Annotated in this window: 20 protein-coding genes; 18 read left to right on the top strand and 2 right to left on the bottom strand. The window is 36.6% G+C overall.

Going from position 1 to position 24,174, the window contains the following annotated elements; genetic code table 11:
• From KJ562_01025 to KJ562_00980, 10 genes are all read left to right on the top strand, one after another.
• Positions 1-412: peptidoglycan-binding protein (locus KJ562_01025; protein ID MBU3964303.1), on the top strand; the 412-nt coding region annotated here is incomplete at its 5' end.
• A 602-nt stretch (positions 413-1,014) separates the two neighbouring features.
• The gene (locus tag KJ562_01020) at positions 1,015-2,787 is read left to right on the top strand and encodes a hypothetical protein (protein MBU3964302.1); all 1,773 of its coding nucleotides are present in this window, start codon (positions 1,015-1,017) and stop codon (positions 2,785-2,787) included.
• Between the two features lie 14 nt (positions 2,788-2,801).
• Positions 2,802-4,280: a flippase gene (locus KJ562_01015; GenBank protein MBU3964301.1), complete on the top strand. Its 1,479-nt coding sequence runs from the start codon at positions 2,802-2,804 to the stop codon at positions 4,278-4,280.
• Positions 4,276-5,229, top strand: coding sequence for an SDR family oxidoreductase (locus KJ562_01010; protein ID MBU3964300.1), 954 nt, complete (start codon positions 4,276-4,278; stop codon positions 5,227-5,229). Before KJ562_01015 ends, KJ562_01010 begins: the two co-directional genes overlap by 5 nt.
• On the top strand, positions 5,213-5,659 hold the full coding sequence (locus KJ562_01005; GenBank protein ID MBU3964299.1) for a dTDP-4-dehydrorhamnose 3,5-epimerase family protein: 447 nt from the start codon (positions 5,213-5,215) through the stop codon (positions 5,657-5,659). Before KJ562_01010 ends, KJ562_01005 begins: the two co-directional genes overlap by 17 nt.
• The gene (locus KJ562_01000; GenBank protein ID MBU3964298.1) at positions 5,656-6,537 is read left to right on the top strand and encodes a sugar nucleotide-binding protein; all 882 of its coding nucleotides are present in this window, start codon (positions 5,656-5,658) and stop codon (positions 6,535-6,537) included. Before KJ562_01005 ends, KJ562_01000 begins: the two co-directional genes overlap by 4 nt.
• Before the next feature lie 12 nt (positions 6,538-6,549).
• A complete protein-coding gene (wecB, locus tag KJ562_00995) occupies positions 6,550-7,752 on the top strand; it encodes a UDP-N-acetylglucosamine 2-epimerase (non-hydrolyzing) (protein MBU3964297.1) in 1,203 nt (400 codons plus the stop codon).
• Entirely contained in the window at positions 7,752-9,293 is a 1,542-nt protein-coding gene (locus KJ562_00990) for a glycosyltransferase (protein ID MBU3964296.1), read from the top strand. The genes wecB and KJ562_00990 overlap by 1 nt, the downstream gene beginning before the upstream one ends.
• A gap of 15 nt (positions 9,294-9,308) precedes the next feature.
• The gene (locus KJ562_00985) at positions 9,309-10,472 is read left to right on the top strand and encodes a methyltransferase domain-containing protein (protein MBU3964295.1); all 1,164 of its coding nucleotides are present in this window, start codon (positions 9,309-9,311) and stop codon (positions 10,470-10,472) included.
• Positions 10,469-11,380, top strand: coding sequence for a glycosyltransferase family 4 protein (locus tag KJ562_00980; GenBank protein ID MBU3964294.1), 912 nt, complete (start codon positions 10,469-10,471; stop codon positions 11,378-11,380). Before KJ562_00985 ends, KJ562_00980 begins: the two co-directional genes overlap by 4 nt.
• A gap of 3 nt (positions 11,381-11,383) precedes the next feature.
• On the opposite strand, the gene KJ562_00975 is transcribed toward KJ562_00980, so the two are convergent.
• Positions 11,384-12,661 carry a glycosyltransferase gene (locus KJ562_00975; GenBank protein ID MBU3964293.1) on the bottom strand — a complete coding sequence of 426 codons (1,278 nt, stop codon included), beginning with the start codon at positions 12,659-12,661 and terminating at the stop codon, positions 11,384-11,386.
• Between KJ562_00975 and KJ562_00970 the strand changes: the two genes are divergently transcribed.
• Positions 12,660-13,760 (top strand): glycosyltransferase family 4 protein, encoded by a 1,101-nt coding sequence (locus KJ562_00970; GenBank protein MBU3964292.1) that lies wholly within the window; start codon positions 12,660-12,662, stop codon positions 13,758-13,760. The genes KJ562_00975 and KJ562_00970 overlap by 2 nt on opposite strands.
• On the opposite strand, the gene KJ562_00965 is transcribed toward KJ562_00970, so the two are convergent.
• A complete protein-coding gene (locus KJ562_00965) occupies positions 13,761-15,155 on the bottom strand; it encodes an exopolysaccharide biosynthesis polyprenyl glycosylphosphotransferase (GenBank protein ID MBU3964291.1) in 1,395 nt (464 codons plus the stop codon).
• Between the two features lie 24 nt (positions 15,156-15,179).
• Between KJ562_00965 and KJ562_00960 the strand changes: the two genes are divergently transcribed.
• From KJ562_00960 to secA, 7 genes are all read left to right on the top strand, one after another.
• Complete coding sequence (locus KJ562_00960; protein MBU3964290.1) at positions 15,180-17,255, top strand: O-antigen ligase family protein; 2,076 nt, start codon at positions 15,180-15,182, stop codon at positions 17,253-17,255.
• A gap of 31 nt (positions 17,256-17,286) precedes the next feature.
• Complete coding sequence (locus KJ562_00955) at positions 17,287-17,925, top strand: NYN domain-containing protein (GenBank protein ID MBU3964289.1); 639 nt, start codon at positions 17,287-17,289, stop codon at positions 17,923-17,925.
• A 541-nt stretch (positions 17,926-18,466) separates the two neighbouring features.
• Positions 18,467-19,462 (top strand): UDP-N-acetylmuramate dehydrogenase, encoded by a 996-nt coding sequence (murB, locus tag KJ562_00950; GenBank protein MBU3964288.1) that lies wholly within the window; start codon positions 18,467-18,469, stop codon positions 19,460-19,462.
• 235 nt (positions 19,463-19,697) lie between these two features.
• Positions 19,698-20,120 (top strand): ribosome-associated translation inhibitor RaiA, encoded by a 423-nt coding sequence (gene raiA / locus KJ562_00945; protein MBU3964287.1) that lies wholly within the window; start codon positions 19,698-19,700, stop codon positions 20,118-20,120.
• A gap of 123 nt (positions 20,121-20,243) precedes the next feature.
• Entirely contained in the window at positions 20,244-20,669 is a 426-nt protein-coding gene (locus tag KJ562_00940; GenBank protein ID MBU3964286.1) for a hypothetical protein, read from the top strand.
• Between the two features lie 57 nt (positions 20,670-20,726).
• Positions 20,727-21,518, top strand: a complete 792-nt coding sequence (locus tag KJ562_00935; GenBank protein ID MBU3964285.1) for a PKD domain-containing protein — start codon at positions 20,727-20,729, stop codon at positions 21,516-21,518.
• An 88-nt stretch (positions 21,519-21,606) separates the two neighbouring features.
• Entirely contained in the window at positions 21,607-24,102 is a 2,496-nt protein-coding gene (secA, locus tag KJ562_00930) for a preprotein translocase subunit SecA (protein MBU3964284.1), read from the top strand.
• Positions 24,103-24,174 lie beyond the last annotated feature (72 nt).

Genomic DNA, 24,174 nt, shown 5'->3' with positions numbered 1-24,174 from the left:
TCCCCTCTCCCAAATGACAGCAACCCAACTTAGAGCCAAGATTGCAGAGTTATTACAATCAATCTTGCAACTTCAAGTTGCTTTGCTGGAATTGAAAGGGGAGACAGGAGTTATCACAGGCATTCCTTCCACATTCAGCTTTACAAACAATCTGAAGCAGGGAATGTCATCTATAGATGTTAAGTATCTCCAGACAATCCTCAATTCTTCTACAGACACCAAGATAGCTGTATCAGGCGTTGGCTCTCCGGGAAAAGAAACCAACTACTTTGGTTCTCTAACCAAAGCAGCAGTAATCAATTTCCAGAACAAATATGCTTCAGGGATTCTCACACCTGTGGGACTTTCTCAAGGCACTGGATATGTTGGCTCTTCCACCCGAGCTAAGCTAAACACCCTGTTAGGTAAGTAATCCACTGCTTTGTTAGGTGAATGTTTAGAATGTTTAGGAATGTTTAGAGGTTCAACCTCTAAACACTGCTTTGTTAGGTGAATGTTTGGAATGTTTAGGAATGTTTAGAGGTTGAACCTCTAAACATAGATTAATCCAATCTAAATTGATAATGCTTTCCTTAATCTTTTAAATATATGGTGGGCGTTATTGAGGATTCCAAAGGAGGATACTCCTTTGGTTATCGGGCAGCTAAATAGAATTTTGCCCGATGATACCTTATTTGTTTTCCTTGTGAATCCAAAAGCCCCCTTTGATAAACTCAGGGGGCTTTTGTTTTGTCTTTACCTGTCTTTATCTTATTTTGTTTTTACCTGTCTTTATCTTATTTTGTCTTTACCTGTCTTTATCTTATTTTGTTTTTATTATTTTTTATCAAATTTCATCCACTTATGAAATTACGAGGCCGGGCCTCGTAATTTTCGTAAAATGGCGGAAGCCATATCAGTATTGAGGATTCTCACAACCCGCCCGGGGCGGGTAATTTTTGGAGGAAAGTTTTCCACAGGGCGCAGAAGAAAACAGAAAAATAGCGCTATTTTCTTTTTTTGTTTTTTTATAGTATGATGAAAGAATTAAAGATGATAAAAAAAGGCAATAAAAAATTAATTGTTGCTATTTTTGGGGTACTGTTTTTTGCCCTGCCTTTTTTTGTTTTTGCTTATTCTTCTGGAGCGCAGAATAAATTTTATTTAGAACAGGACTTTGACAAAAACGACCGCGAGACCATTTACGCTACTATTCGTTATGTCTCAACCAATGCTTATTTCTATATAGAAAACCAGTGGTGGGAGGGCTTGCCCACAGAGAGCAGAGATTCTTTGAACGCAAAGTTGGCTGATTTGGCAAAACATTTTGATTTAGAAATTTATCCAAAAATGACAGATGCTTTTGGTAGCGAATGGAAGCCCGGGATTGATGGTGATTACAAAATAACAATTCTTTTTCATCAAATGAAAAATGAAGCAGCTGGTTATTTCCGAACCATTGATGAATATCCAACTATTCAAGCGCCGGGGTCAAACGAGAGAGAAATGATTTATCTCAACACAGAAGTTTTTAATCACTCGTACCCGGAAAGCTATATTGCCCATGAGTTTATGCATTTGATAACTTTTAACCAAAAGAACAGGCAAACAGGGAAAGATGAGGATATTTGGTTGAACGAGCTAAGGGCTGAATATGTTTCGACACTTTTGGGCTATGACGCAGAATACACTGCTACTAATTTACAGAATCGGGTGCGCAATTTTATTGATTATCCGAATGATCCTTTGGCAGAATGGAAGGGAAGCGTGACTGATTATGGCGTAATCAGCATGTTCGGTCAGTATCTGGTTGAGCATTACGGGATAAATATATTAAGAGATTCTTTAAGTTCACAAAGCGTTGGACTGGTTTCTTTGGATTATGCTTTGGCTAAGAACAATATTAAAAAGAATATTGCCGAGGTCTTTACTGATTGGCTGATAGCGATATCAACGAATGATTGCGCTTTGGGCAAGGAATATTGTTATGATAATGACTTCTTAAATGCGATTAAAGTTGCTCCCTCATTGATTTATTTGCCATCAACCCAAGAAAGTCATTTATCGTTAATTTACACCATAAAGGAATGGTCAGGAAACTGGTACAAGATTGTGGGTGGAGACAAGGGATTAAAAGTTGAGTTCAGGGGCCTTACCAGCAAGTCATTTATTGTCCCTTATTTAATAGAACGGGCGAATAAAATTCAGTCAGTCAATTTTTTAACTCTTGATAAAGACAATAAGGGGACTATAGAGTTGCCGTATTTCGGTGAGAATAATCAATCATTGATTTTGCTTCCTGTTATTGAAAAAAAGGTCTCTGATTTTTCTGACAATGAACCGTTATGGAGATTTTCATTATCAGTCTCCACTTTTGAAAATGGAAATAGCGGGAATAACGAAGAGCCAGAGCCGGAACCAGAACCCAAGCCAATCAGCCAGATGACTATTGCGGAATTAAGAGCCAAGATTTTGGAGATTCAAAAGATGTTGGTTGTGCTCTTGGCAGAACTTCAGAAGATTAAGGGAGAAACCGCGGACTGCAGTAGGATTGACAATAATCTTTATTTTGGCATAGCCAATAATATTGAAGTAAAATGTCTGCAGGAATTTTTGAAAAATCAGGGGACTAATATTTATCCAGAAGGCCTGATAACCGGAAATTTTTATTCTGCAACCAAGCAGGCAGTGATTCGTTTTCAGGAAAAATATGTAAGCGAGATTTTGCTGCCATTTGGACTTCAAAATGGAACCGGATATGTTGGAATAAGCACACGAAATAAGATTAATCAACTATTAGGCAACTAATTTGAAAAGCAAAAATGTTTTTGCCAGTTAAAAAATTTCTTTTTGAAAATACCGGAATAAAACAGACAATCATTAAAAACACTTTCTGGCTAACGATAGCAGAAACAATCAGCCGATTTTTACGGCTGTTTTTGATTATTTACGCAGCGCGCATTTTAGGAGTGATTGAATACGGAAAATTTACATTTGCGCTTGCTTTTATTTCATTTTTTATCATTTTTTCAGACCTTGGCATATCACCGCTTGTTACCAGAGAAATATCGCAGAACAAGGAGAATGGAAAAGAATTTTCAGCAATAGTTTCCTTAAAGGTAGCCCTAGGGATGATAGCTTTTGTGCTGGCAATAGTCGCTTCATTTTTTATAACCCAGGACTTGGCAATCCGCAGTATTATTTGGATATTGGCTTTCTTTATGATTTTTGATAGCTTTGCTGAGCTTTTCTACGGATTTTTAAGGGCGCGTCAAAAAATGGAATATGAGGCCATTGTAAAAATAGCGTACGCGATAGTTTTCGCAGCTATCGGGTTCTTTGTTATTTTTAAATTTCCTTCTGCGCAAAATTTGGGTCTTGGTTATTCTCTTGCCAGCTTTTTGGCCTTGGCTGGATTATTGGTGTCTTTTCACTTAATAATCGCGAGGATAAAATTTGTTTTTGATAAAAATGTCTGGAAAAAGTTTTTAATTCTTTCTTGGCCATTGGCCTTAGCCGGGATTTTCAGCACTATTTATAGCCAGATTGATTCTGTGATGATGGGTTATTGGGGATATATAGCCCAGACCGGATGGTATAATGCTGCTTATCGGATTGTTGGAGCAGCATTAATACCTGGCGCAATGGTGGCAATGAGCTTTGTTCCAGTTCTTAATGTTGCCTATAAAGAGTCAAAAGAAAGGTTATCAAAAATATATAAAGGGTTTATAGAGGCGATGTTCTTTTTGTCTGTTCCGATTTTGATTGGTGGGATTGTTTTAGCTCCTAAGATTATAAATTGGCTTTACGGCGAAAGTTATTTGCCTGCAAGTTTTGCTTTGCAAATTTTGATGGCAATAGTGGCCGCCACTTTTTTAATTTATCCACTCGGAGCAATATTGCTGGTTTTTAATTTTCAGAAAAATGCTTTTTGGATTACGGTTGCCGGTGGAATAGTGAATATTTTTCTCAACCTGATTCTCATTCCCAAATTTGATTTATACGGTGCTGCTCTGGCAACTCTTATAACCTATATTATGTTGCTGGCCCTCATGTTTATTTTCGTTGACAGATGTATCCATATTCGCTGGCTTGATTTTAATGGACTAATAAATCTTTTAGGAATGGTTTTGGCAGGCATTATTATGTATTTTGTTTTGAAATTATCGGTTATTAATAATCTGCATGTGGTTTTTGCGATTTTAGTCGGCGCAGGGGTTTACTTATCCGCCTTTCTCATATATAAAGGACTATCAGACAGAATACTCTTAAAATCGCCAAAATATGGAAAACAAAATTAAAAAAGTGTTAGTGGTGGGCGGAGCCGGTTATGTGGGCGGGGGAGTCACTAATGCCCTGTCCAGAAAAGAAATTCCTTTTGTTGTTTACGATAATCTTTTATACGAACATCAATATCTCAAGCCAGTTGATTTTATTTATGGCGATGTCCGGGACACGGAAAAACTCAAAAAATTATTGCCTGAGTTCAGCCATGTAATATGGCTGGCAGCGATTGTTGGCGATGCTGCTTGTCAAGTCAAGCCAGAGCTTACGGTTTCAGTGAATCAGGAAGCAACTCGTTGGCTTGCTGATAATTATGATGGCAGGATTATTTTTCTTTCAACTTGCTCAGTTTACGGCCAGCATGATGGAATCGCTGATGAAAACTCTTTGGTAAATCCTCTCTCGCTCTATGCTCAAACCAAATTGGCTACAGAGAAATTTTTACAGAATAAAAACTCTTTGATATTCCGGTTGGGCACGGTGTTCGGTGTTTCTGATACTCATTCCCGCTTAAGGATGGATTTGGTCGTGAATTATATGACTGGAACCGCATTAACAGAAGGCAAGCTTACGGTTTTTGGAGGCGAACAATGGAGGCCATTGATACATGTCAAAGATATTGCCCAGATTGTTGTTGATAATTTAGATAAAGATATAAATGGAATATACAATGTAGCGACAACCAACATCCAGATTAAAGACTTGGCAAAGATTATAAGCGGACTCACTAGTTGCGAGATTGAATGGACAGGCAAACAATTTGAGGATATGAGAAATTATCGGGCGAGTACTGAAAAAGCAGAGAAAGCAGGAATTATGAATTTGGTTTCTGTTCACGATATTGAAATCGGCGCAAAAGAAATTGCCTCATTGATAAAATCAGGCAGAATGAAATTCGGACAGAGCGATATCTACTCCAACGAACGACACATTACTAATCTTTTTAAAAATGGAGAATTTAAGTAAACCGCAAATAATAAAAGGGAATATTGCGAAAGATGAAAGAGGAAGCGTTTCTTTTGCAAATGATTTTGATTTTAAAGGAGTCAAGCGATTTTATATTGTTGAAAATAGTTCAAGAGACATTATCAGGGGATTCCATGGCCACTTAAATGAAGAAAAATATGTGCTCGTAACATTTGGCAAGGCATTGGTTTGCGTTGTGGAGATGGATGATACTCAAAGCCCGAGTAAAGACAAAGAAGTTTTTCGTTTTGTTTTGTCTGCTGAAGAACCAATGGTTTTACATATACCCGGAGGATATGCCAATGGAGTCAGGGTAATTGAAGAAAATACGAAAGTGATATTTTTTTCCACTATTAGCATAGAAGAAGCAAAAAAAGACGACTATCGTTTCCCTTATGATTATTGGGGAAAAGAGGTCTGGGAAATATGAAAAAAGTTTTATTATTAGGAGCAAGTGGAATGTTGGGGAGTGCGGTTTATGATGTTTTGAAAGAAAAATATAATTTAGTTTTAACATTTAGGGATTTAAGGGAAAAAGAGCTTTTGGAAGCGAAATACGGGGGCACAGAAAATCATCAAGCAGAAGCGTTTGATTTAAAATTTGTTTATCAGGATTATTTGGAGAAAAAAGGGGACCCGGGAGAATACTTCAACTCGTTTTTGGAAAAAATCGGAGATGTTGATTTTGTTATCAATGCAATTGGAATCACTATTCCTTTTTCTCTCAAAGACCCGGCTTTAACTTTTTTTATTAACTCCGCCTTTCCGTTTATCCTGTCTAATCTATTTGGTAGTCGGTTGATTCATATCACAACTGATTGTGCTTATAACGGCCAAGAAGGCGCTCCTTACGATGAGAGCTCTCCTAAAACCCCTTATGATATTTATGGGTTTTCAAAAGCACTTGGCGAGCCGACTAATTGTCTCACATTAAGAACATCTATTATTGGCAGGGAACTACATGGGTTTACTGGGCTTTTGGAATGGTTTTTACAGCAAAAAACACAGAAATTGAAGGGCTTTACTAATCATTTTTGGAACGGCATCACTACAAGAGAATTCGGGAAGGTTTGCGATAAGATTATGCAAAACAGGGAGCGATATCCTGTTTCTGGGATTTTTCATATTTTCTCAAACACTGTTTCCAAATATGATATGCTTGTAAAATTTGAAGAAAAATACAATTTGGGCTGTGATATTGAAGCAGATGACGGACCCAAATTAGATAGAACATTAAGCACTATTCATCCTGTTTGTTCGCAATTAGAAATTCCGTGCTTTGATGAGATGCTAAAAGAATTAAATTGAAGGAAAATATAAATGAAGAAATTTAAACTCATCACCCTACTTGGCATTCGTCCTGATTATATCAGGATGTTTAAGGTAATTGACTTACTAGACAAATCAGATGTGGACCATATTTTGGTCCATTCTGGCCAGCATTATGATCCAGAACTTTTTGGAAATTTTTTGAAAGAGCTTGAGATTCGGAAGCCAGATATTGATTTTGGTATTGGTTTGACTCTTAAGGAAAAAGGGATTTCTAATCACGCTTATCAGGTTTCACTTTTGAACGAAAAGGTATTTGATTTGATAGAAAAAGAAAAACCAGACGCAATTATGTATTTAGGCGATACCAATACAGTTCTATCTTCTATCACAGTGGCTCGGTGTGGAGTTCCTATTATTCATTTGGAAGCAGGTGGCAGGAGTTTTGACTGGCGGATGCCAGAAGAAAAAAATAGGATAGTGATAGATGGCTTGGCTGATGCGATGTATTCATATTTGGAAAGGTATAAAGAATTATTACTAACAAGAGGTATTGAGAGCTTCAGAGTCAAAGTCATTGGTAATATTATTGTGGATGCGATAGAAGGATTTGCTTCAAAAATTGACAAAAGCAAGATATTAGAGGAACTCAAAATAGAGGAGAGGGAGTTTATTGTCGTAACCCTTCACAGGGAAGAAAATATTGCTGATAAAAATATTTTGGAGAATAAAATATCAGATATTATAAAATTAGGAGAAGAAAAAAAGTTGCCTGTAGTTTTCCCGATAATGCCGAGAACAGAGATGGCCTTGAGAAATTTTGGGTTGGAAAATGTTTTAAACAGCGATTATTTGATAAAAACAAAGCCCTTAGGGTTTTTTGATTTTTCAAAATTAGAAAGAACCGCTCGTTTGATTGTGACAGACAGCGGAACAGTGCAAGAAGATGGTTTAATTTTTGGAACGCCTTGTGTTGTTGCTCGGCGCGCAACTGAAAGGCCGGAAACAATTTGGGCCGGGGCTACTATTTTGGAAGGAATAGAGGGCAAAGACAAGCTTTATAATAAAATAAAAGAGGGATTTGAATTAAAAATTGATTGGGACAGGACTATTTTAAACCCAGAAGGAGGCAGTCCGAGCCAAAGGGTTTTTGATGATTTGGTGGAAAAGATAGAAAACAATTATTTTAAAAAATCCAGAAATCTTGAGATGATAAGAGATGATTGGCGCGTCAAACAGGCATACAATCTATAATGATAAAATTTTTTAAAATCATTCTCAAAAAATTAGTTTATAAATTACCAGATAAATTTCAAAAAAACATTCTTTTGGCTTGGTTTAATTTTAAAAAAATACCGAGTATTTTTGAGCGCTCAATAAGAACAAAAGAATTATATTCTTCAGTTGAGTCAAAAAAGATTCGGTTAATTGGTTTTCTAAAAATTTATAATGAAGCGAACAACGGAAATCTGGAAAGAGTCTTAAAGCATATGCAGAAATTTTGCGATGACATTGTAGTTTGTGATTGCGAATCAACAGATGGCAGTGCTGATATCGCCAGAAGATTTACTAAACATGTCTTGAGGGAGCCGAATGATTTTAAAAACGAGCTTTTCATAAAACAAAAAATGCTTGTTTATGCACTGAAATTTAATCCTGATTGGATTGTTTGGCTTGACGCTGATGAGGTTTTTGACAGAAAGGGGGAACTGTTCGGGATAAGAAATCTTTGTTTAGAAGGAGAAAAAAGGAACATAGATGGATTTTCTTTTAAAGAATGTAATTTATGGAGAAGCGTAGAGCAGTATAGGGTTGATGAATTTTGGAATAAAGGTTGGTTCGTGCGGTTATGGAGAAATAACGGTTCATTAGAATTTGAAAATAAAACCGGATTGCATAATATACAAAATCCAAATGGTCTTAGAAAAATAAAGAAAACAGATATTAAAGTTATTCATTATGGCTTTTCAAGCACTGAATTGATTGAGAAAAAATATCAATTATACAAAGAAAGCGGACAGACGGGATTCAATTTGGAAAGATTGAAAGATGGAGATAATGTCGAATTAAATAAAATAAATTCTGATATTTTCCCCTTTTCTACACTTAAAATTTCAATAGTTTGTTTGGTTTATAAATCAATCAGCTATATTGATTTTGTTTGGAAATCTTTTCAAAAATATACAAAAGACGCGGAGTTTCTTTTTATTGCGAATGATGCGACAGAAAAAGTAAAAAATTATTTACGGGAAAATAATTTACCTCATTTGATTTTTGAGAATGAGGACAAAAATGAGTATTATTTAAAGCGCGTTTATCGGGCTTGGAATTTCGGAGGATTTAACGCACCCGGAGATATTATTGTTTTCATAAACTCTGATATGGCTTTTTCAGAAAATTGGCTTGAAAATTTATTAAAGAATTTAAAAAGAGATAGAATAGTTTGTTCTCGTCTAGTAGAGTCGGGCAAGATGCCGAGCGGGAAACATGGCATTTCTAAAAATTTTGGACAAACCCATAAAGAATACCAAGACAACGAATTCCAAAAATACGCTAAAGAAATTAGTAAGCCAGAGCTTCGTAAGTGTGGATTATTTATGCCTTGCGCTATTTATAAGGATTCATTTATAAAAAGCGGGGGATATCCGATTGGTAATCGCAAAGAATCGAATGGCAGAGAAACCTCTGGTGACCATATTTTATTTTACGAAAAATTAAAGCCAATGGGCATAGAACACTATACCGCCTTTGACAGCATTGTTTATCATGTTCAAGAAGGCGAAATGGACGATTAATAAAATCTTAATAAAATGCCAAGCAGTTCGCCCGCGAGCAAATCTACAATCTTGGATTGGTTTAAAAAAAATCATTCTGAAATTCAATCTATAATGGACATTGGGCCCGGCATGGGCACATATTTTGATTTATTAAATTCTTCTGCTAAAAGAAAAATAGATTGGTCATGTGTTGAAATTTGGGAGCCATATATTTATCGTTTCAAGCTTTATCGTAAATATAGGATGATTTATAAGGAGAATATCAGGAATTTTATACCATGCCAAGTTTATGATGTTGTTATCCTCGGAGATGTTTTGGAACATATGTCAAAAAAAGATGCTGTCGCAACAATAGAAGGAGTTAGAAAATATACTAAATTTTATATTATTTCTTTGCCCCTTGATGCCGAAACTAATGCCCCAGCTGGGACAGGGGATAAAGATTGGGACAATCCTTACGAGATACATCGAGCCCAGTGGTCTGATAAAGAATTTTTATCTTTGTCGTTTACAGATGAATTTTTGATAAAGCATAAAGAAGAAGGATTGGGTGTATATATCGGCAGAAGTAGAGCTTTTAATACCAATTATTCCAGTGAAACTCCAACCAAAATTTACAAACCGCAAGTAAAATTTTTTAGGAGTTTATGGTATGGTAGAAAAGAAATCTTTTCTTTTTTCAAAAAATTTATTCCTAATAGAATCAAAAAAGTAATTAAAAAGATTATATTTTTAATCTATAATCCAATTATTATGAAAAATCAGGAGCAAATAAAACTTAATATAGGGGCAGGCGGGGAGCAATTATTGGGTTTTAAAACCATTGATATTGACCCAAGCACGAAGCCCGATATTGTCTGCGACATTGAAAAAGGGCTTCCTTTTGAAGACAACAGCGTTGACGAAATCAGGTGTTCGCATACTTTGGAGCATGTTAGCAACATACTTTTTGTTTTGCGGGAGTTTTATCGTGTTTGTAAAAATGGCGCCAAAATAACAATTGCTGTACCTTTGATGGATGCCTCGGATATGACCCATGTCAGATTTTTTAATGAGCATACTTTTAGAACTTTGATTGAGCCGATTTATTGGAATAAGCCATATTATTTTGTAGGCAAATATAAGGAAATTTCTCGCTCGTTTCGAGAGCTAAGCACCTGCAGAGAAATGACATTAGTTTTAGAGGTTATAAAATGAAAATTTTGATTTTAAATGAAAATATTTATGGAACTGTAAGTGGGGAAGAAACGCTTTGGTCTGTTTTGGCGAAAAATTTATTGAATTGTAAGGCAATTGCATTGAAGGATTTTAGAGATGGAGATATAGAGAATTATATCAAACAATATTCGCCCGATATCTTGATATTTAATTCTATATTTGGGGACATAAGAATTCCTGAAAATATTAAAAAAATTGTCATTTTACAAGACAATTTTTTAGCTATGAAAAAGGTCTTGCCCGGAAAACTTCGCAGGATTGCTTCAAAAGTAATAAAATTGGGGAATGATTTTTATTCCCAGAATATCATAAAACAAGAGTCAGCATTATCAGACGCTGATTTAATAGTCGCGGTTTCTCAAAATATCGCTGATTGGTATGGCGTTAAAGCAGATATCATTCCAATAGGTGTTGATTCAAATCTTTTTAAGCCAATGGAGAAAATGTTTTTGAGAAAAAAATATGGAATTCCTCTGAATGGTCTTGTAAAAATATATGTTGGCAGTGCTCATTCTGTAAAAGGATGGGATATTCTTAAAAAGGAAATTAAAAGCGATAAAGATGATTTTTATATTTTAGTTTTCAAGGACGAGAAAGTCCGAGAGATGCCATTTAAAAACATAAAAGTATTTAATAGAGTTTCTCAACAATCTTTGTCAGAACTTTATAACTGCGCTGATGTTTATATTGGCAGAAGTAGGGTAGAGAGCTTGTGGCTAACGCCGATTGAGGCGATGTTTTGCAATGTGCCGATAGATGTAAGTAATGTAGGCATTTTTGCAGATTGGCATCCAGAAAATAAAAATCCTCGCAAAGAGGCATTTAAGAGGGGATTGTCTCGAGAAGAAATGATAATAAAATGGGAAAAAGTAATTAGTGATTTGTAAGAATTAATCTTTTACAAATAGGGCGCGGAATAATTCCGCGTTTTTGTTTGCGTCGTGGTTGGCAAAAAATATTTTTCTAGCATTTTGGATTAACTGGCTTGCCAAGTCAGGGTTTTTAATCAATGCCCTAATTCCCTTTTTCAGTTCTTCAATTTCGTTTTTATCAACCACCATAGCGCAATTATTTTCTTTGGCATATTTTACAAGATAAGCACTGGCAGGAGCATGGATTAACATTGGTTTCCCAGCCACCAAATAATCCGTAAACTTACCGGGTGTAGCAGTATTTATGATATCATTGCTTTTTGTTCCCCACGAAAGCGGGAGAAATAATATGTCTGCCTGGCTCTGGATTCTTGGCATATCTTGGGGAGGCGCCACAGAGATTTTTATTTTCTCGCTTTCTTTAATTCCGATTCCGTCCAAATATTCTCTGGGATTAGGGCAGTAAATATCTAATTTTAAATCTAAATCATTAATTTCTTCTACTGCTTGGGCAAGGTTTTTAATGGCATTTATTTGTGGCCAGTAAATTCGTCCAGTAAAAAGAATTGAAAACGGTGGAGTGGGTTGATATTTTTGTTGCGAAGCAATATATGGCTCTGGAAAAGCTGAATTATGTATTATTTTTATCTTTTCCCTGATATTCTCGCCATAGCGTTTAATGTAAAAGTCCTTAGTGCCTTGGTTGGTGACAATAATTTGCTCTGATTGCTTGAATAATTTTGGCTCAAATATTTTTGATAAAATACCGCCGGGAAAAGGATAAAAATTTCCTTTGTATAAATCAAAAAGGAATAATTTAAAAGGTATTTTGCTGATTTTATGCAAAAGATAAGTTCCTATCATTGCTGGCCCATAGTCGGAGAAGCCCAGCAAAACATCTGGTTTTTTTTCTTCAATAGATTTTTTGCCTTGCCTTACTATCCAGAAGATTTGAGTGATGATTATTGGCACACCTATTAGATTTCTCACAAGCCAATTCCTTCTGGCTAAATGCTTTAACTTATTCAATAAAGAACTTTTTTTAGTAATTGTTTTTTCTTCTTGAGCACTTATTCTGTCTTCTTTGTTGGCGCTTGGTTTATCATAAAAAATATACTCACCATTAAGCCAAGTGCCTTTTTGAGCAGAGAGATTGTCAATATTATAGAAGCTTGTTAGGATAAAATAACAATCCTTCGGAAAATCCCGAAGAAGATTATAAAGATTTTGAGGTCCGCCGATGGCTGGAGGGGCGTAGGACGAGACAACAAGAATTTTTTTAAAATTTTTATCCATGGAAAAAATAGTATTTATAATGAATAATTTTTTAATCGGAGGAACAGAGAAGTTCCTTTATGGCCTTATTAAAAACCTTGATAAAGATAAGTTTGAGATTTCCATAGTAAGCACTTGGGGGAGCGGTGTTTTAGAAAAAGATTTTCAGACATTGGGATTGCCTATTTATTTTGCTGGGTCGAGGGGATGTCTTTCCAATATTTTTGCAAAAATATTTTCCGTATTTGGCACTGCTTTCAGATTAGTTGTTTTTTTGAAGAAAAACAAGCCAGACATAGTGGTTACATCCCTTTATCAATCAGATATCTTGGGTATTTTCAGCTCTTGGCTGGTTGGCGTAAAAAAACGAATCATTATCCAGCACGATGTTAAGCGATTAAATTTTTTTGTAAGAATTATAAAAAAGATTTTTGCAATTAATTTAGCAACCAAAATAATTGCTAATTCAAATACTACTAAGGACTTCTTGATTTCTTTTTTTGGCGTTCCTGAAAAAAAGATTTCAGTGATTCATAATGGCGTTAATATGTCTGATATAAGCAGGGGAGTCAAAGAATTAGGGCAGGACAATATAGTTTTTGGGATTATTGGCAGATTAGAGCCAGTCAAAGGACACATTTATTTTTTAGAAGCAATGAAGACATTAAACAGAGAGGCGATTAGGCCGAAAGCATTAGTTGTTGGGGACGGAGAGCTTAGAGAAAAATTACAGAAATTTGTGGAAGAGAACAATCTTGAGAACATTCAATTCACGGGGATGACAGAAGATGTGTCTGCGAAGCTGAAATTAATTGATGTCTTGGTAGTGCCGTCTCTTAGCGAGGGTTTTGGATTAGTGGCGCTTGAGGGACTGTTTGCCGAAAAAATAGTGGTTGCTTCCGACCTTCCCGCTATTCGGGAATTTATTGAGCATAATAATAATGGATTTTTATTTGAGCCAAGCAACAGCGGAAAGTTGGCAGTAATATTAAAGCAATTAGTCACAGATTTTGATTTTTGTCAGAACGCGCGAACAAGGACAAAAAAATGGCTTGAAACCATGGGAAGAAAATTTGATATTACTAATGTAGCCATTCGTTACGAAGAAATCCTCGGCTGATTATTGCCCTTGCTTAAAAAATAACCCCAAGCTTTTAAAAAAGATATTCAGGTCAAGAACAAAAGACCTGTTTTTTATGTAATAAAAATCGTATTCTACTTTTTCAAAATCATAACGGATTTTTTCACTCAAACTTCCTATTTCGCCCGATGTATTAAGATGTCCGGAATTCATTTGAGCCCAGCCCGTAATTCCTGGCTTTACCAAGTGTCTCAAATGATAATAAGGAATTTCTTTTTCCAGAAAAGCAATGTTTTTCAAGCTTTCCGGTCTTGGCCCGACAAAAGACATCTTTCCGGAAAGAATATTGAAAATCTGAGGAATCTCATCAATGTGGAAATATCTTAATATTCTTCCTGCCTTTGTTATCCTTGAATCTTCTTTGCCCTGGCTCCAATCATCGCCAAATTGGTCGGCGTTCTTTTCCATTGTTCTGAACTTAATAACCCGTATTTTATTTAAATTTTTCCCCAATCGTTTTTGAAAATAAAGAACAGGTCCTTTGCTGGTTATCTTTATAATAATAGGAGCAATAAGCCAAAAAGGAATTGATAATATCAAGAAAAATAAGGCCATTAAAACATCAAGCATTCTTTTAATCTTGTCATAAAATCGTTTTTGGCCTTCTTGAAGATTTTCTAAAAACCAGGACTGATTTATGAATCCGATAGGAATTTTTTTGAGGATAATTTCATACGCCTGCGCTAAATCAAGGAGGTTGACCTTCAAAGATAGATATTGATAGAGAATCCTTTCAAGCATTTGGTTTCCCGATATGTCTTCGGCAAGGATAATAGTATTTATTCTGGATTCTTTTATTTTTTGAGGCAATTCAATTATGTCGCCAGTCGGGATTAATTCCATCATTTTGTATCCGAGTTGTGGATTTCTCATTAATATTTGGGCAAGTTTTTCTGATTCATTGGTGATGCCGATTATTGCAATGCGATTTTGAAAATACGAAGAGTAAAGATAAAGCGCTAATTTTCGCCATAGGATTATAAAGACCCAAAGTATTACTGTTAGTATTAGAAGATTGGTTTTCGGTGTGAGCCCGAATATAGGGAACAAGTAAAAGAATATTACGCCTGCCATCAGGCACACTATAAGACCGAAACTTAGTCGGGCAATAAAAGAAGTATTAAGATTCGCAATATTAAGTTCGTAGAGCTCGAAAAAAAGGAAAACACATATCCAGACGAGAAACAATGGAGAAAATGCGACCAAGTGCGTAGAGAATGTTTTGGGCGTAAGGTTTTGACCAAAGCGGATAAAAAGAGTTATAATCAACGAAACATAAAATAGAGAGAGGTCTCCCAAAAAGAGCAAAATTTTTCTGAAAATCGTAAGATTGAGCATTTGATTCATCCTAAACCAAACTCTCTTTGATTTCAATGCTTTTCGCTCAAAATTTATATTATGGGTAAAAAATCAAGAGAAAAAAAAGAAAGAAGGTCTGAACAGACCGAGGAGTTTATTAAAAAGCAGCCCAAAGGCGCTGTAGGGGGTTTAGAGAAAATATGTCTTTTTATTCTTTATTCCTCTGCCTATTTAATGCTTCTAATACCCCTTATAGTAAGCGGGGATTTTCTTTTTCCTTTTGTCGGGCCTAAAGGACTGTATCTAATGGCATTGATAGAAATATTTTTTGCCACTGGAATTTTTCTTATAATTTACTCTCCAAAATACCGCGCAAAGCACAATGCCCTTTCTTTTGCAATTGGTTTTTTTGTGTTGGTTATGATATTATCCACTATTTTCGGGGCTGACCCTTTACGCAGTTTCTGGTCTAAGTTTGAGCGGATGTCAGGTCTTTTAATGTGGCTTCATCTTTTTGGTTTTTTTATTGTTTCCAGAATAATATTTAAAAAAGATGATTGGTTGCGGATTTTTAGTTTTTCAATATTAGTTTCAATGTTCGTTTGTCTCTTGTTTTGGCTGAATAAGGCGGGAATGCAAGGCCTATCAGTCGCCTATAACGGGTCTACTGTTGGCAACAGTTCTTTTTTAGCAACTTATCTTCTTTTTAATCTTTTCTTTGCCATCTATTTATTTTTTGAATTAAAGAAAAGAAAGATATTCCAATTTTTCTTTATCAAAGAATCAAGAAAGATTTGTTTAACAATAGCAACAACAGGATTTGTTTTTATGCTTATTACATTGTTGTTTAGCACTGGCAGGGCAGCTATATTGGCTTTTTTCGGAGGAGCAGGATTGTTGTTATTATTGTATTTGGCCTTGGAGCACAAGAAAAATAATATTCGCTTAATCGCAAAAATATGTTTGATTCTGGGGTTGGTAATTTATTTGTCTGGGCTCACTATGCTTCTGTGGAGCAACAGCCCAGTCCAGCAATGGCTTTCCGAGAGAGCCAACAAGTCGCGTCAGGTTATCTGGTCAAATGCTTGGCAAGGATTTTCTGAAAGACCTATTTTGGGTTGGGGCTCTGGAAATTTTTCCTTTGTTTTCCATAAACATTTTGACCCTGGATTCTATATCCCGGAAATTTATGGGGCAGATACTCGTTTTGACAGAGCTCACAATATTATTTTTGATAATTTAGTGGATGGAGGCGCTTTGGGGTTATTCGGATATTTGTCTATGTTTGGAACAAGTTTTTGGATTTTGCGGAGGGGCTATAAAAGGAAGAAGCTAGATTTCATCACTGCTGCTGTACCGTCTGTTATCTTGGTAGCCCATTTTACGCAAAACCTCACTGTTTTTGATATGCCTGCCAGCTTTTTAATGTTATTCATATCGTTTAGTTTTATAAGCGTTGTTTCCTGCGATGAGCCAGCGCAGGAAGTGATTTTAGCAGGACGCAAGAAAGGCAGAATAATATTTTTGCCCTTGATTGCGCTTTTATTCTTTTTTTCCTTATCATCATTTGTGATAAAGCCAGCGATAGCTGGCACAGCAACAATCAGAGTGATGAAGAGTTCTATTTTTGAAGCAAGAGAACCGCTTTACGAGAAGGCGCTACATTCTTCACCAATGGGCCAGTATCAAATAAGAGAACATTTGGGACTTCATATTTTCAATTTAATAGAGGCAAGATTGGTGGAAACAAGGGATTTTGAAATTGTTACCGAAGCGCTAGAAGAATCTGTCCAGAATTCCCCTTTTGATTATTATGAACGGATAACTCTTGCCAGAACATATAACGCATATTCAGAACTTCAGAAGGAAAAAGATGAAATTGTTTTGAAGCGGACAGAAGAAGTTTTAGAAGATGCGCTCCGGCTCTCGCCAACCAAGCAGGAAGGATATTGGGAAATGGCAACAACAAAGTCAATGCTTAATAAAAATGATGAAGCATCTGAATTGCTCGAAAAAGCTATTTCTCTGGACCCGAGAGTTCTCCGCTCTTATCAGATGGCAATAGTTTTTTACAAGAAAATTGGGGACATTGAGAAAGCGCGCCAAAAAGGAGACGAACTTTTAAAATATTACCCTGAATTAGAGTCATCTGTGAGGCAGGCTTTGGATAATTAACACAAGACGGTATTCATAGCTGATACATAATATGAATTTAGAGGAATTGAAACTGCACAAAATAGGAATCAACGAGGAAAAATTTGGTAAGATTTTTGCATTTGTTGATTTCGGCAATGCAAACTATTGGTATGAAAAAGATAGAAGGGATTGGAATGATAAGGCGTTGGCGGGAAATCAGAAATTGATAATAGATATAATAAAGTTAGCTGATTTTTTGAGTTCTTTTTCAGAACAAAAACGCTTTTATTATGGTTGGCACAGAAGACTAAAAAGTTCTTGGCACATTGTCATCAAGGCAGAGAAGAACGGATTCGTAAAAATAACGAAACCTATTCAGTTTATAAGGCATTATTTAAACGACGAAGAATTGTCAAATATTAAGACGCGATTAATCCGAGAGGATATTCATGGAAAATTTATAGAGATTCCTAAGAGCAATTTTGATGTGGAAATCAGTGTTGATTCAATTCGCCTTTTAGGAAAATACGATACTTTTTGTTTGCTTTCAGGCGATAGTGATTTCGCCCACTTGGTTAAATATCTGAAGAAGTGTGGCAAGAAAATTATTATTATCGCACCAGGGAAATTATTTCATACCCTAAAGGAAAATGCAGATTTGCTCATAAATTCTCAGCAAATCAAATCATTTATTGCTTCTATAAAATAAACCTCGCCCCAAAAGGGGCGAGGTTTGGATATCGGATCCGTCTCCGACGGACAAGGTAGCTTTCGCTACAATTTAAATATATCACGAGAGCGCAAATTAGGCAATAGTTTATCCACAGCCAAATTCCCCGCTCATCGCTAGCCACATAGCTACATTTTCCTCTTTCCCCCAAAAAATTCATGACACCTTTAATCCCTTTTGATACAATGCTAAAAACTCTTGACAAAATTGGGTCTGTTTGCTAATATGACCCCAGTGAGTGTTCCAAAGCAATTTGGGACTCCAAATAAATCGGCGGAAGGCCCCTTGGAAACTAGGGGTCTTTTGCTTTTTTTGGCCTTCTTTGTTATACTAAATTTGGGTCTCCGTGCTGCACTCACCAAAAGATTTTTTGGAGTTAACCGGCGGAGACCCATAAGGGTCTTTTTGAACGGCAACACTCTTTAAAAGATTTTTTGGAGTTAACCGGCGGAGACCCATAAGGGTCTTGCAATTTTCAATTCCCAATTTTCGAAAAAGCCAAAATTAAAAATTTAAGTTGATGGAGATTAAAGAATTATTGCCAGAAGTGCAAGAAAATATTTCTTTGGCGCAACATACTACTTTCAAAATAGGTGGAAACGCGAAATATTTTTTTGTAGCTCAAACCAAGGATAATATTTTAAAAGCAGTGAAAGCAGCTCAAAAATGTGGGTTGCCATTTTTTATTTTAGGAGGCGGAAGCAATATTTTATTTTCTGATAATGGATTTGATGGACTGATTGTGAAAATCCAAAATCCACCTGCTCGTATTGCTACGCCAGCCCACAGTAGATACAGCGTTTCTGGCGGGCAAAGCGTTGCAGGCGGGAAATCCAAAATCCAAAATAATATTATTTATGCCGAGGCAGGAGTTATGTTGTCGTATTTGGTAAGATTAACAGAAGAGGCAGGATTATCTGGGTTAGAATGGGCAGCAGGTATTTATGGTACTGTCGGAGGAGCGGTGAGGGGAAATGCTGGCGCTTTTGGAGGGCAAATTTTGGATGTATTAAAAGGGGTTGAATATTTTGATGTTGTTAAAGATGAAATCAGGCAGTGTAATAATAGAGAATGCCATTTTGATTATCGCTCAAGTATTTTTAAAGAAAATAAAAATTTAATTATTCTTTCTTGTGAGTTTGAGTTGCAAAAAGGGGATAAGGAAAATATTAAGGAAAAGATTGATAAATACGAAAATTATCGATTAGAGCGCCATCCATTGAATTATCCTTCAGCAGGGTCAATTTTTAAAAATCCAAAATTGAGAGAGGATATAATAAAAAATTATCCAAAAATTGCGAAAAATGGATTTGTCCCAGCTGGATTCCTAATAGAGCAAGCCGGGCTTAAGGGTAAAATAATCGGTAAGGCGCAGATATCTGAAAAACATTGCAATTTTATTATTAATTTAGGTGGGGCTACGGCAAAAAATGTTTTAAAATTGATAGGGTTAGTCAAAAAAGAAATCAAAAATAAATTCCAAATTGATTTAGAAGAAGAGATTTCTGTTATTTAAAGTTTTCCACATTGACACATTGTTTTAAAAGAAAGAAAATATATTAAAGGAGGCCGATCTAATGCTCGCTGAATAATTAAAAGCTTAAAACTACTATGGTTAAAAAGAAAAAGGCCGCCAAAAAGAAGGTAGCAAAGAAGGTAGCAAAGAAGAAGGTAGCGAAGAAAAAGAAGAAGAGATAAATTCTCTTAAGATTTAATTAGATATTATTATAAGGATAGACAGGTAGAAATAAATGAAAGTGAATATAAAAACCACAAATATTGAAATAGATGAAGCTCTTACTATTTGGGTCAATGATAGAATAGGAGAACTGGAAAGGATTTTGGGAGTTTTTGGACCAGATGAATTTTCTGCTGGAGAAAGGGAAAAGATAGAGGCATTTGTTGAAATTGGAAAGATTTCAAAACATCACCTTAAGGGTGATGTTTTTCGCGCTGAAGTGCAATTATCGTTACCAAAGAAATCATTGAGAGCAGTAGTTCGAGACAGCGATTTAAGAACAGCTATTAATATTGCCAAAGAAGAAATCCAGAGAGAAATCAAAAAGTATAAAGGCAAACGCGTGGATCGGGCCAGAGGATGGGCAAGAAAACTTAAAGAAAGATTGCGCACAACAGAGGTCTTGCAGAGTAGAAAATTTAAGAAAGGGATTTAGAGAGCGTTTAATTAAATCAATACAAAAAAATCACCTCTTTGCCTACGGTATAGAAGTGATTTTTTTGTCTATTGTTTTTTAAAATGATAGAATCAATCATAAGAGTTTCTTTTTATGATAATTATGATGAAAAATATTTTCAAAAAGAATTTTTTTAAAACAAGGGTTGTATTAATTAATATTCTGGTGGCATCTATTATTTCAATATCCATTGCCAAAGTTTTGTTATCCGCAGATATTGCTGTGAGGATAACCAATATATTGATTCTTGTAGCTTATGCTCTTATAGGTGTATTGCTAATCGTTCATTCTTTAGCTGAAGAGCGCAGAAAAGAGGTTTTAGGAAAAATGGTAAAGCAGAGGACCAGGGCTATTATTGAAAGCAAGAAATCATTAATAGAAAGGGTAGAAGAAATAGCGCGGAGCAAGATTGTTTTGCAAGAAAGAACAAGGGATTTAGAAATGTGGCGTAATCTTGTGGCTGGCAGGGAATTGAAAATGGCGGAATTAAAACAAATGTTTGAGTCCCTGCAGAGCGGAAAAAAATAATTTTTTATCATTATTTTTTCTGTGGCAAGCAGAACCGCAGATGCTTAAAAATCAATAATGACAAACCCTTTTACAAGGGTTTTATTTGACTATTTTAATAGCTTATGTTATTATATAAACAGTAATCGCATCAAATCCCAAGGAGGGATAGAGATGTTTAAAAAGAGTTTTGTTCTGTTGGTGTTTATCGGATTGGCTTTGGTCGTGATAGGGTGTTCTCTTATCCCTATCATCATTGACCAAAATCCAGTGGCAGTAATTTCTGCTCCGAGTCGTGCCCAACCCGGGCAAGCAGTTCTGGTCAGCGCTGCCTCTTCATATAGTCCAAGCGGAACAGCTATCACGAGCTTTGAATGGAATTTCGGAGATGGAACGCCAATGGTTCCTCCGTCAGTGGTGCCGACTGCTTCGCACACTTACAGCCAAGGCGGGAATTATTTCCTAACCCTGGTTGTTAGAAACGCAAACGGGCTAAGGAGCAATCCCTCAACTGTCCTGTTGTCGGTCAACCACCGCCCAGTGGCATTGGCAAGAATCAGCCAAGAGCTGCCGCCTGGTGGACAATTGGTACATCCTTTGCGTGAAGGGTTTGTTCCAAAGGCATTTGAGGCAAAAGGGATTGTGCCTGTGCCTACATACGAATATTGGAAGCTGGACGCTTCTGAATCGTATGACCAGGACGGGTTAGTACTGAATTACCACTGGCAATGGTCAGACCACGACCTTGGCAACAACTCAATCATTTGGGTGAGGGTGCTGGCAGGAGACACTTATCAACTGATTCTCGAGGTCTTTGACAACGAAGGCGCGCGAGGATGGAACCAGGTGAGCGTCGGAGCCATCGGATGATGCGATTTGTGAGGCCTCTCTTGCTATTTATAGCAGAGGGGCCTTCTTTCTTTTTCCGAATCATCGTGTTAGATTAGAATCATACACCATGTCAATTCTCAAAGCCATTTTTGGCGATGACAATGAAAAATATTTAAAACGACTTAGGCCATTAGTAGAGAAGATTAACAATCTTGAATCAGAGTTCAAGCGATTTTCAGATGAAGAATTGAAAAATAAATCAAGCGAATTTAAGGAAAGAATTCAAAAAAATAATTCATTGGATGATACTTTGCCAGAGGCCTTTGCATTAGTACGGGAAACAGCTAAGAGAGTTTTAAAACAAAGGCATTTTGATGTTCAATTGATGGGGGGTATTGTTTTGCACCAAGGAGGTATTGCTGAAATGAAAACAGGAGAAGGCAAGACGCTTGCCTCCACATTACCAGCTGTTTTAAACGCATTAAGTGGAAAAGGCGTTCACATAGTTACTGTTAATGATTATTTGGCAAAGAGAGATGCAGTTTGGATGGGGCAGATTTATTATGCGCTTGGGTTGTCCACAGCGTGTCTGGTTCATGATTCAGCATTGATTTACGACCCGGAATACGAAACTCAAGACCCAAAATCCAAAAACGAAGAAGACCAAGATAGAGACGAGGAGAGGGATGTGGTTGGCGGATTTAAAGTGGTTGAAAGCTATCTAAGACCTGTTTCGCGGAAAGAAGCGTATCAGGCAGATATAGTATATGGAACTAATCATGAATTTGGATTTGATTACTTGAGGGACAGCATGGCGCAAGTTCCAGAACAAAGAGCGCAGAGAGGTCAGAATTTTGCAATCATTGATGAAGTTGATTCAGTGTTAATAGACGAAGCAAGGACTCCTTTAATAATTTCTGCGCCAGATGTTGAGAGTTCAAAGCTTTACGAGGGGTTTTCAAGAATTATCCCTCGTTTGAAAGAAAATGAGGATTATGAGATTCATGAAAAAGAAAAAGCAGCGACCCTTACAGATGTTGGTGTTACAAAAATTGAAAAAATTCTTGGTATAGGAAATATTTATGAAGAAAAAGGCACGAAATATCTGCATCACCTTGAACAGGCCTTGCGCGCGGAAGTTGTGTTTAAAAAAGACAAGGATTATGTGGTGAAAGATGGTGGGATAATTATTGTAGATGAGTTTACCGGACGGATGATGCCGGGGAGAAGATGGTCGGGTGGGTTGCATCAAGCTGTGGAGGCGAAAGAAGGACTTTCAGTTCAATCAGAATCCCTGACTTTGGCAAGCATCTCGCTTCAAAATTATTTTAGAATGTATAAAAAACTCGCTGGTATGACAGGCACTGCCATCACTTCAGCCGAAGAGTTTGAAAAGGTTTATAAACTGGATGTCGTAGCTATTCCTACGAATAATCCAATGGTAAGACAGGATTTGGCAGATGTAATTTACAAAACAGAGAAAGAAAAATTTTTAGCTATTGCCGAGAAAATAAAAGAATGCCACCAGAAAGGGCAACCGGTCTTGATAGGCACAAGGTCAATTGAAAAAAATGAGATGCTGGGTAGGATTCTGGAAACAAAAGGAGTTGCCCATGAGATTTTAAATGCTAAACATCACCAAAGAGAAGGAGAAATTATTGCTCAAGCAGGAAGGAAAGGCGCAGTAACAGTGGCTACGAATATGGCAGGCAGGGGAGTAGATATAGTTCTTGGAGGCAATCCGCCTGATGTTCAGGGGGCAGAGGAAATCAAGAAACTCGGCGGGCTTTTAGTTTTAGGAACTGAAAGACACGAAGCTAGAAGAATAGATAATCAATTAAGGGGAAGGTCTGGCAGACAGGGAGACCCGGGGGTGAGCCAATTTTTCCTGTCAGCAGAAGATGATTTGTTGAGGATTTTTGGCGGAGATAGAATCAAAGGACTAATGGAAAGATTGCGCGTACCCGAGGGTCAGCCAATTCAATCAAAATTAATTAGTCAGGCAGTGGAAAGCGCGCAGGCAAAAATTGAGGGGATGAATTTTGATGCCAGAAAACATCTCTTGGAATATGATGATGTTATGAATGTCCATAGAACTTCTTTTTATAAAAAGAGAAATGAGATAGTGGATGCCACAGATGAAAAATTGAAGGCAAATGTTTCTGCAATTTTTGAAAAACAGGGTGAGCCGAAAGATGATTTTTTGAAAAAAGAAACAGAGCTTGGAAGCGAATTTTCAAGAGCGTTGCGGTTTGTCTGTTTGCGGATGTTTGACGCTTTCTGGATTGAGCATCTTACAGAAATGGATTATTTAAGAGATAAGGTTAGATTGCGCGCATATGGCCAGCTTGACCCATTGGTTGAGTATAAGAACGAGGGCTACAAAATGTTCAAGCAATTATTTAATCTGATTGAGACGAATATAATAAAAGGAGTGCTCAACATTTCTTTGACACAGCAGGCGCAGCAAACGCAACAGACACAGCAACAAAATTTAGCTAATAATAATTCTGTTCTAGCCAACTCGGGCGATAAAGCAGGAAGAAACGACCCTTGCCCCTGCGGAGAGATTGATCCGGCGACTGGAAAGGTATATAAATATAAGAAGTGCTGCGGGAAATAATAAAAATTATGAGGCCGGGCAAGCAGGACTAGTAATACCTCGTAATACTTTGCGCGATTTTTTGCGCGATAC

It is taken from the genome of Patescibacteria group bacterium (genome assembly GCA_018900835.1).
Lineage (GTDB): Bacteria > Patescibacteriota > Minisyncoccia > Minisyncoccales > PEYH01 > PEYH01.
This window is presented reverse-complemented; position numbering and strand designations above follow the sequence as displayed.

Bases quoted from the DNA above. Each gene is read 5' to 3' on its own strand.
- KJ562_00990 (MBU3964296.1), top strand. From the start codon at position 7,752: ATGATAAAATTTTTTAAAATCATTCTCAAAAAATTAGTTTATAAATTA.
- KJ562_00940 (MBU3964286.1), top strand. From the start codon at position 20,244: ATGATGAAAAATATTTTCAAAAAGAATTTTTTTAAAACAAGGGTTGTA.
- wecB (MBU3964297.1), top strand. From the start codon at position 6,550: ATGAAGAAATTTAAACTCATCACCCTACTTGGCATTCGTCCTGATTAT.
- KJ562_00985 (MBU3964295.1), top strand. From the start codon at position 9,309: ATGCCAAGCAGTTCGCCCGCGAGCAAATCTACAATCTTGGATTGGTTT.
- KJ562_00935 (MBU3964285.1), top strand. From the start codon at position 20,727: ATGACAAACCCTTTTACAAGGGTTTTATTTGACTATTTTAATAGCTTA.
- KJ562_00980 (MBU3964294.1), top strand. From the start codon at position 10,469: ATGAAAATTTTGATTTTAAATGAAAATATTTATGGAACTGTAAGTGGG.
- murB (MBU3964288.1), top strand. From the start codon at position 18,467: ATGGAGATTAAAGAATTATTGCCAGAAGTGCAAGAAAATATTTCTTTG.
- secA (MBU3964284.1), top strand. From the start codon at position 21,607: ATGTCAATTCTCAAAGCCATTTTTGGCGATGACAATGAAAAATATTTA.
- KJ562_01020 (MBU3964302.1), top strand. From the start codon at position 1,015: ATGATGAAAGAATTAAAGATGATAAAAAAAGGCAATAAAAAATTAATT.
- raiA (MBU3964287.1), top strand. From the start codon at position 19,698: ATGAAAGTGAATATAAAAACCACAAATATTGAAATAGATGAAGCTCTT.
- KJ562_00955 (MBU3964289.1), top strand. From the start codon at position 17,287: ATGAATTTAGAGGAATTGAAACTGCACAAAATAGGAATCAACGAGGAA.
- KJ562_01005 (MBU3964299.1), top strand. From the start codon at position 5,213: ATGGAGAATTTAAGTAAACCGCAAATAATAAAAGGGAATATTGCGAAA.
- KJ562_01000 (MBU3964298.1), top strand. From the start codon at position 5,656: ATGAAAAAAGTTTTATTATTAGGAGCAAGTGGAATGTTGGGGAGTGCG.
- KJ562_00970 (MBU3964292.1), top strand. From the start codon at position 12,660: ATGGAAAAAATAGTATTTATAATGAATAATTTTTTAATCGGAGGAACA.
- KJ562_01015 (MBU3964301.1), top strand. From the start codon at position 2,802: ATGTTTTTGCCAGTTAAAAAATTTCTTTTTGAAAATACCGGAATAAAA.
- KJ562_00975 (MBU3964293.1), bottom strand. From the start codon at position 12,661: ATGGATAAAAATTTTAAAAAAATTCTTGTTGTCTCGTCCTACGCCCCT.
- KJ562_00960 (MBU3964290.1), top strand. From the start codon at position 15,180: ATGGGTAAAAAATCAAGAGAAAAAAAAGAAAGAAGGTCTGAACAGACC.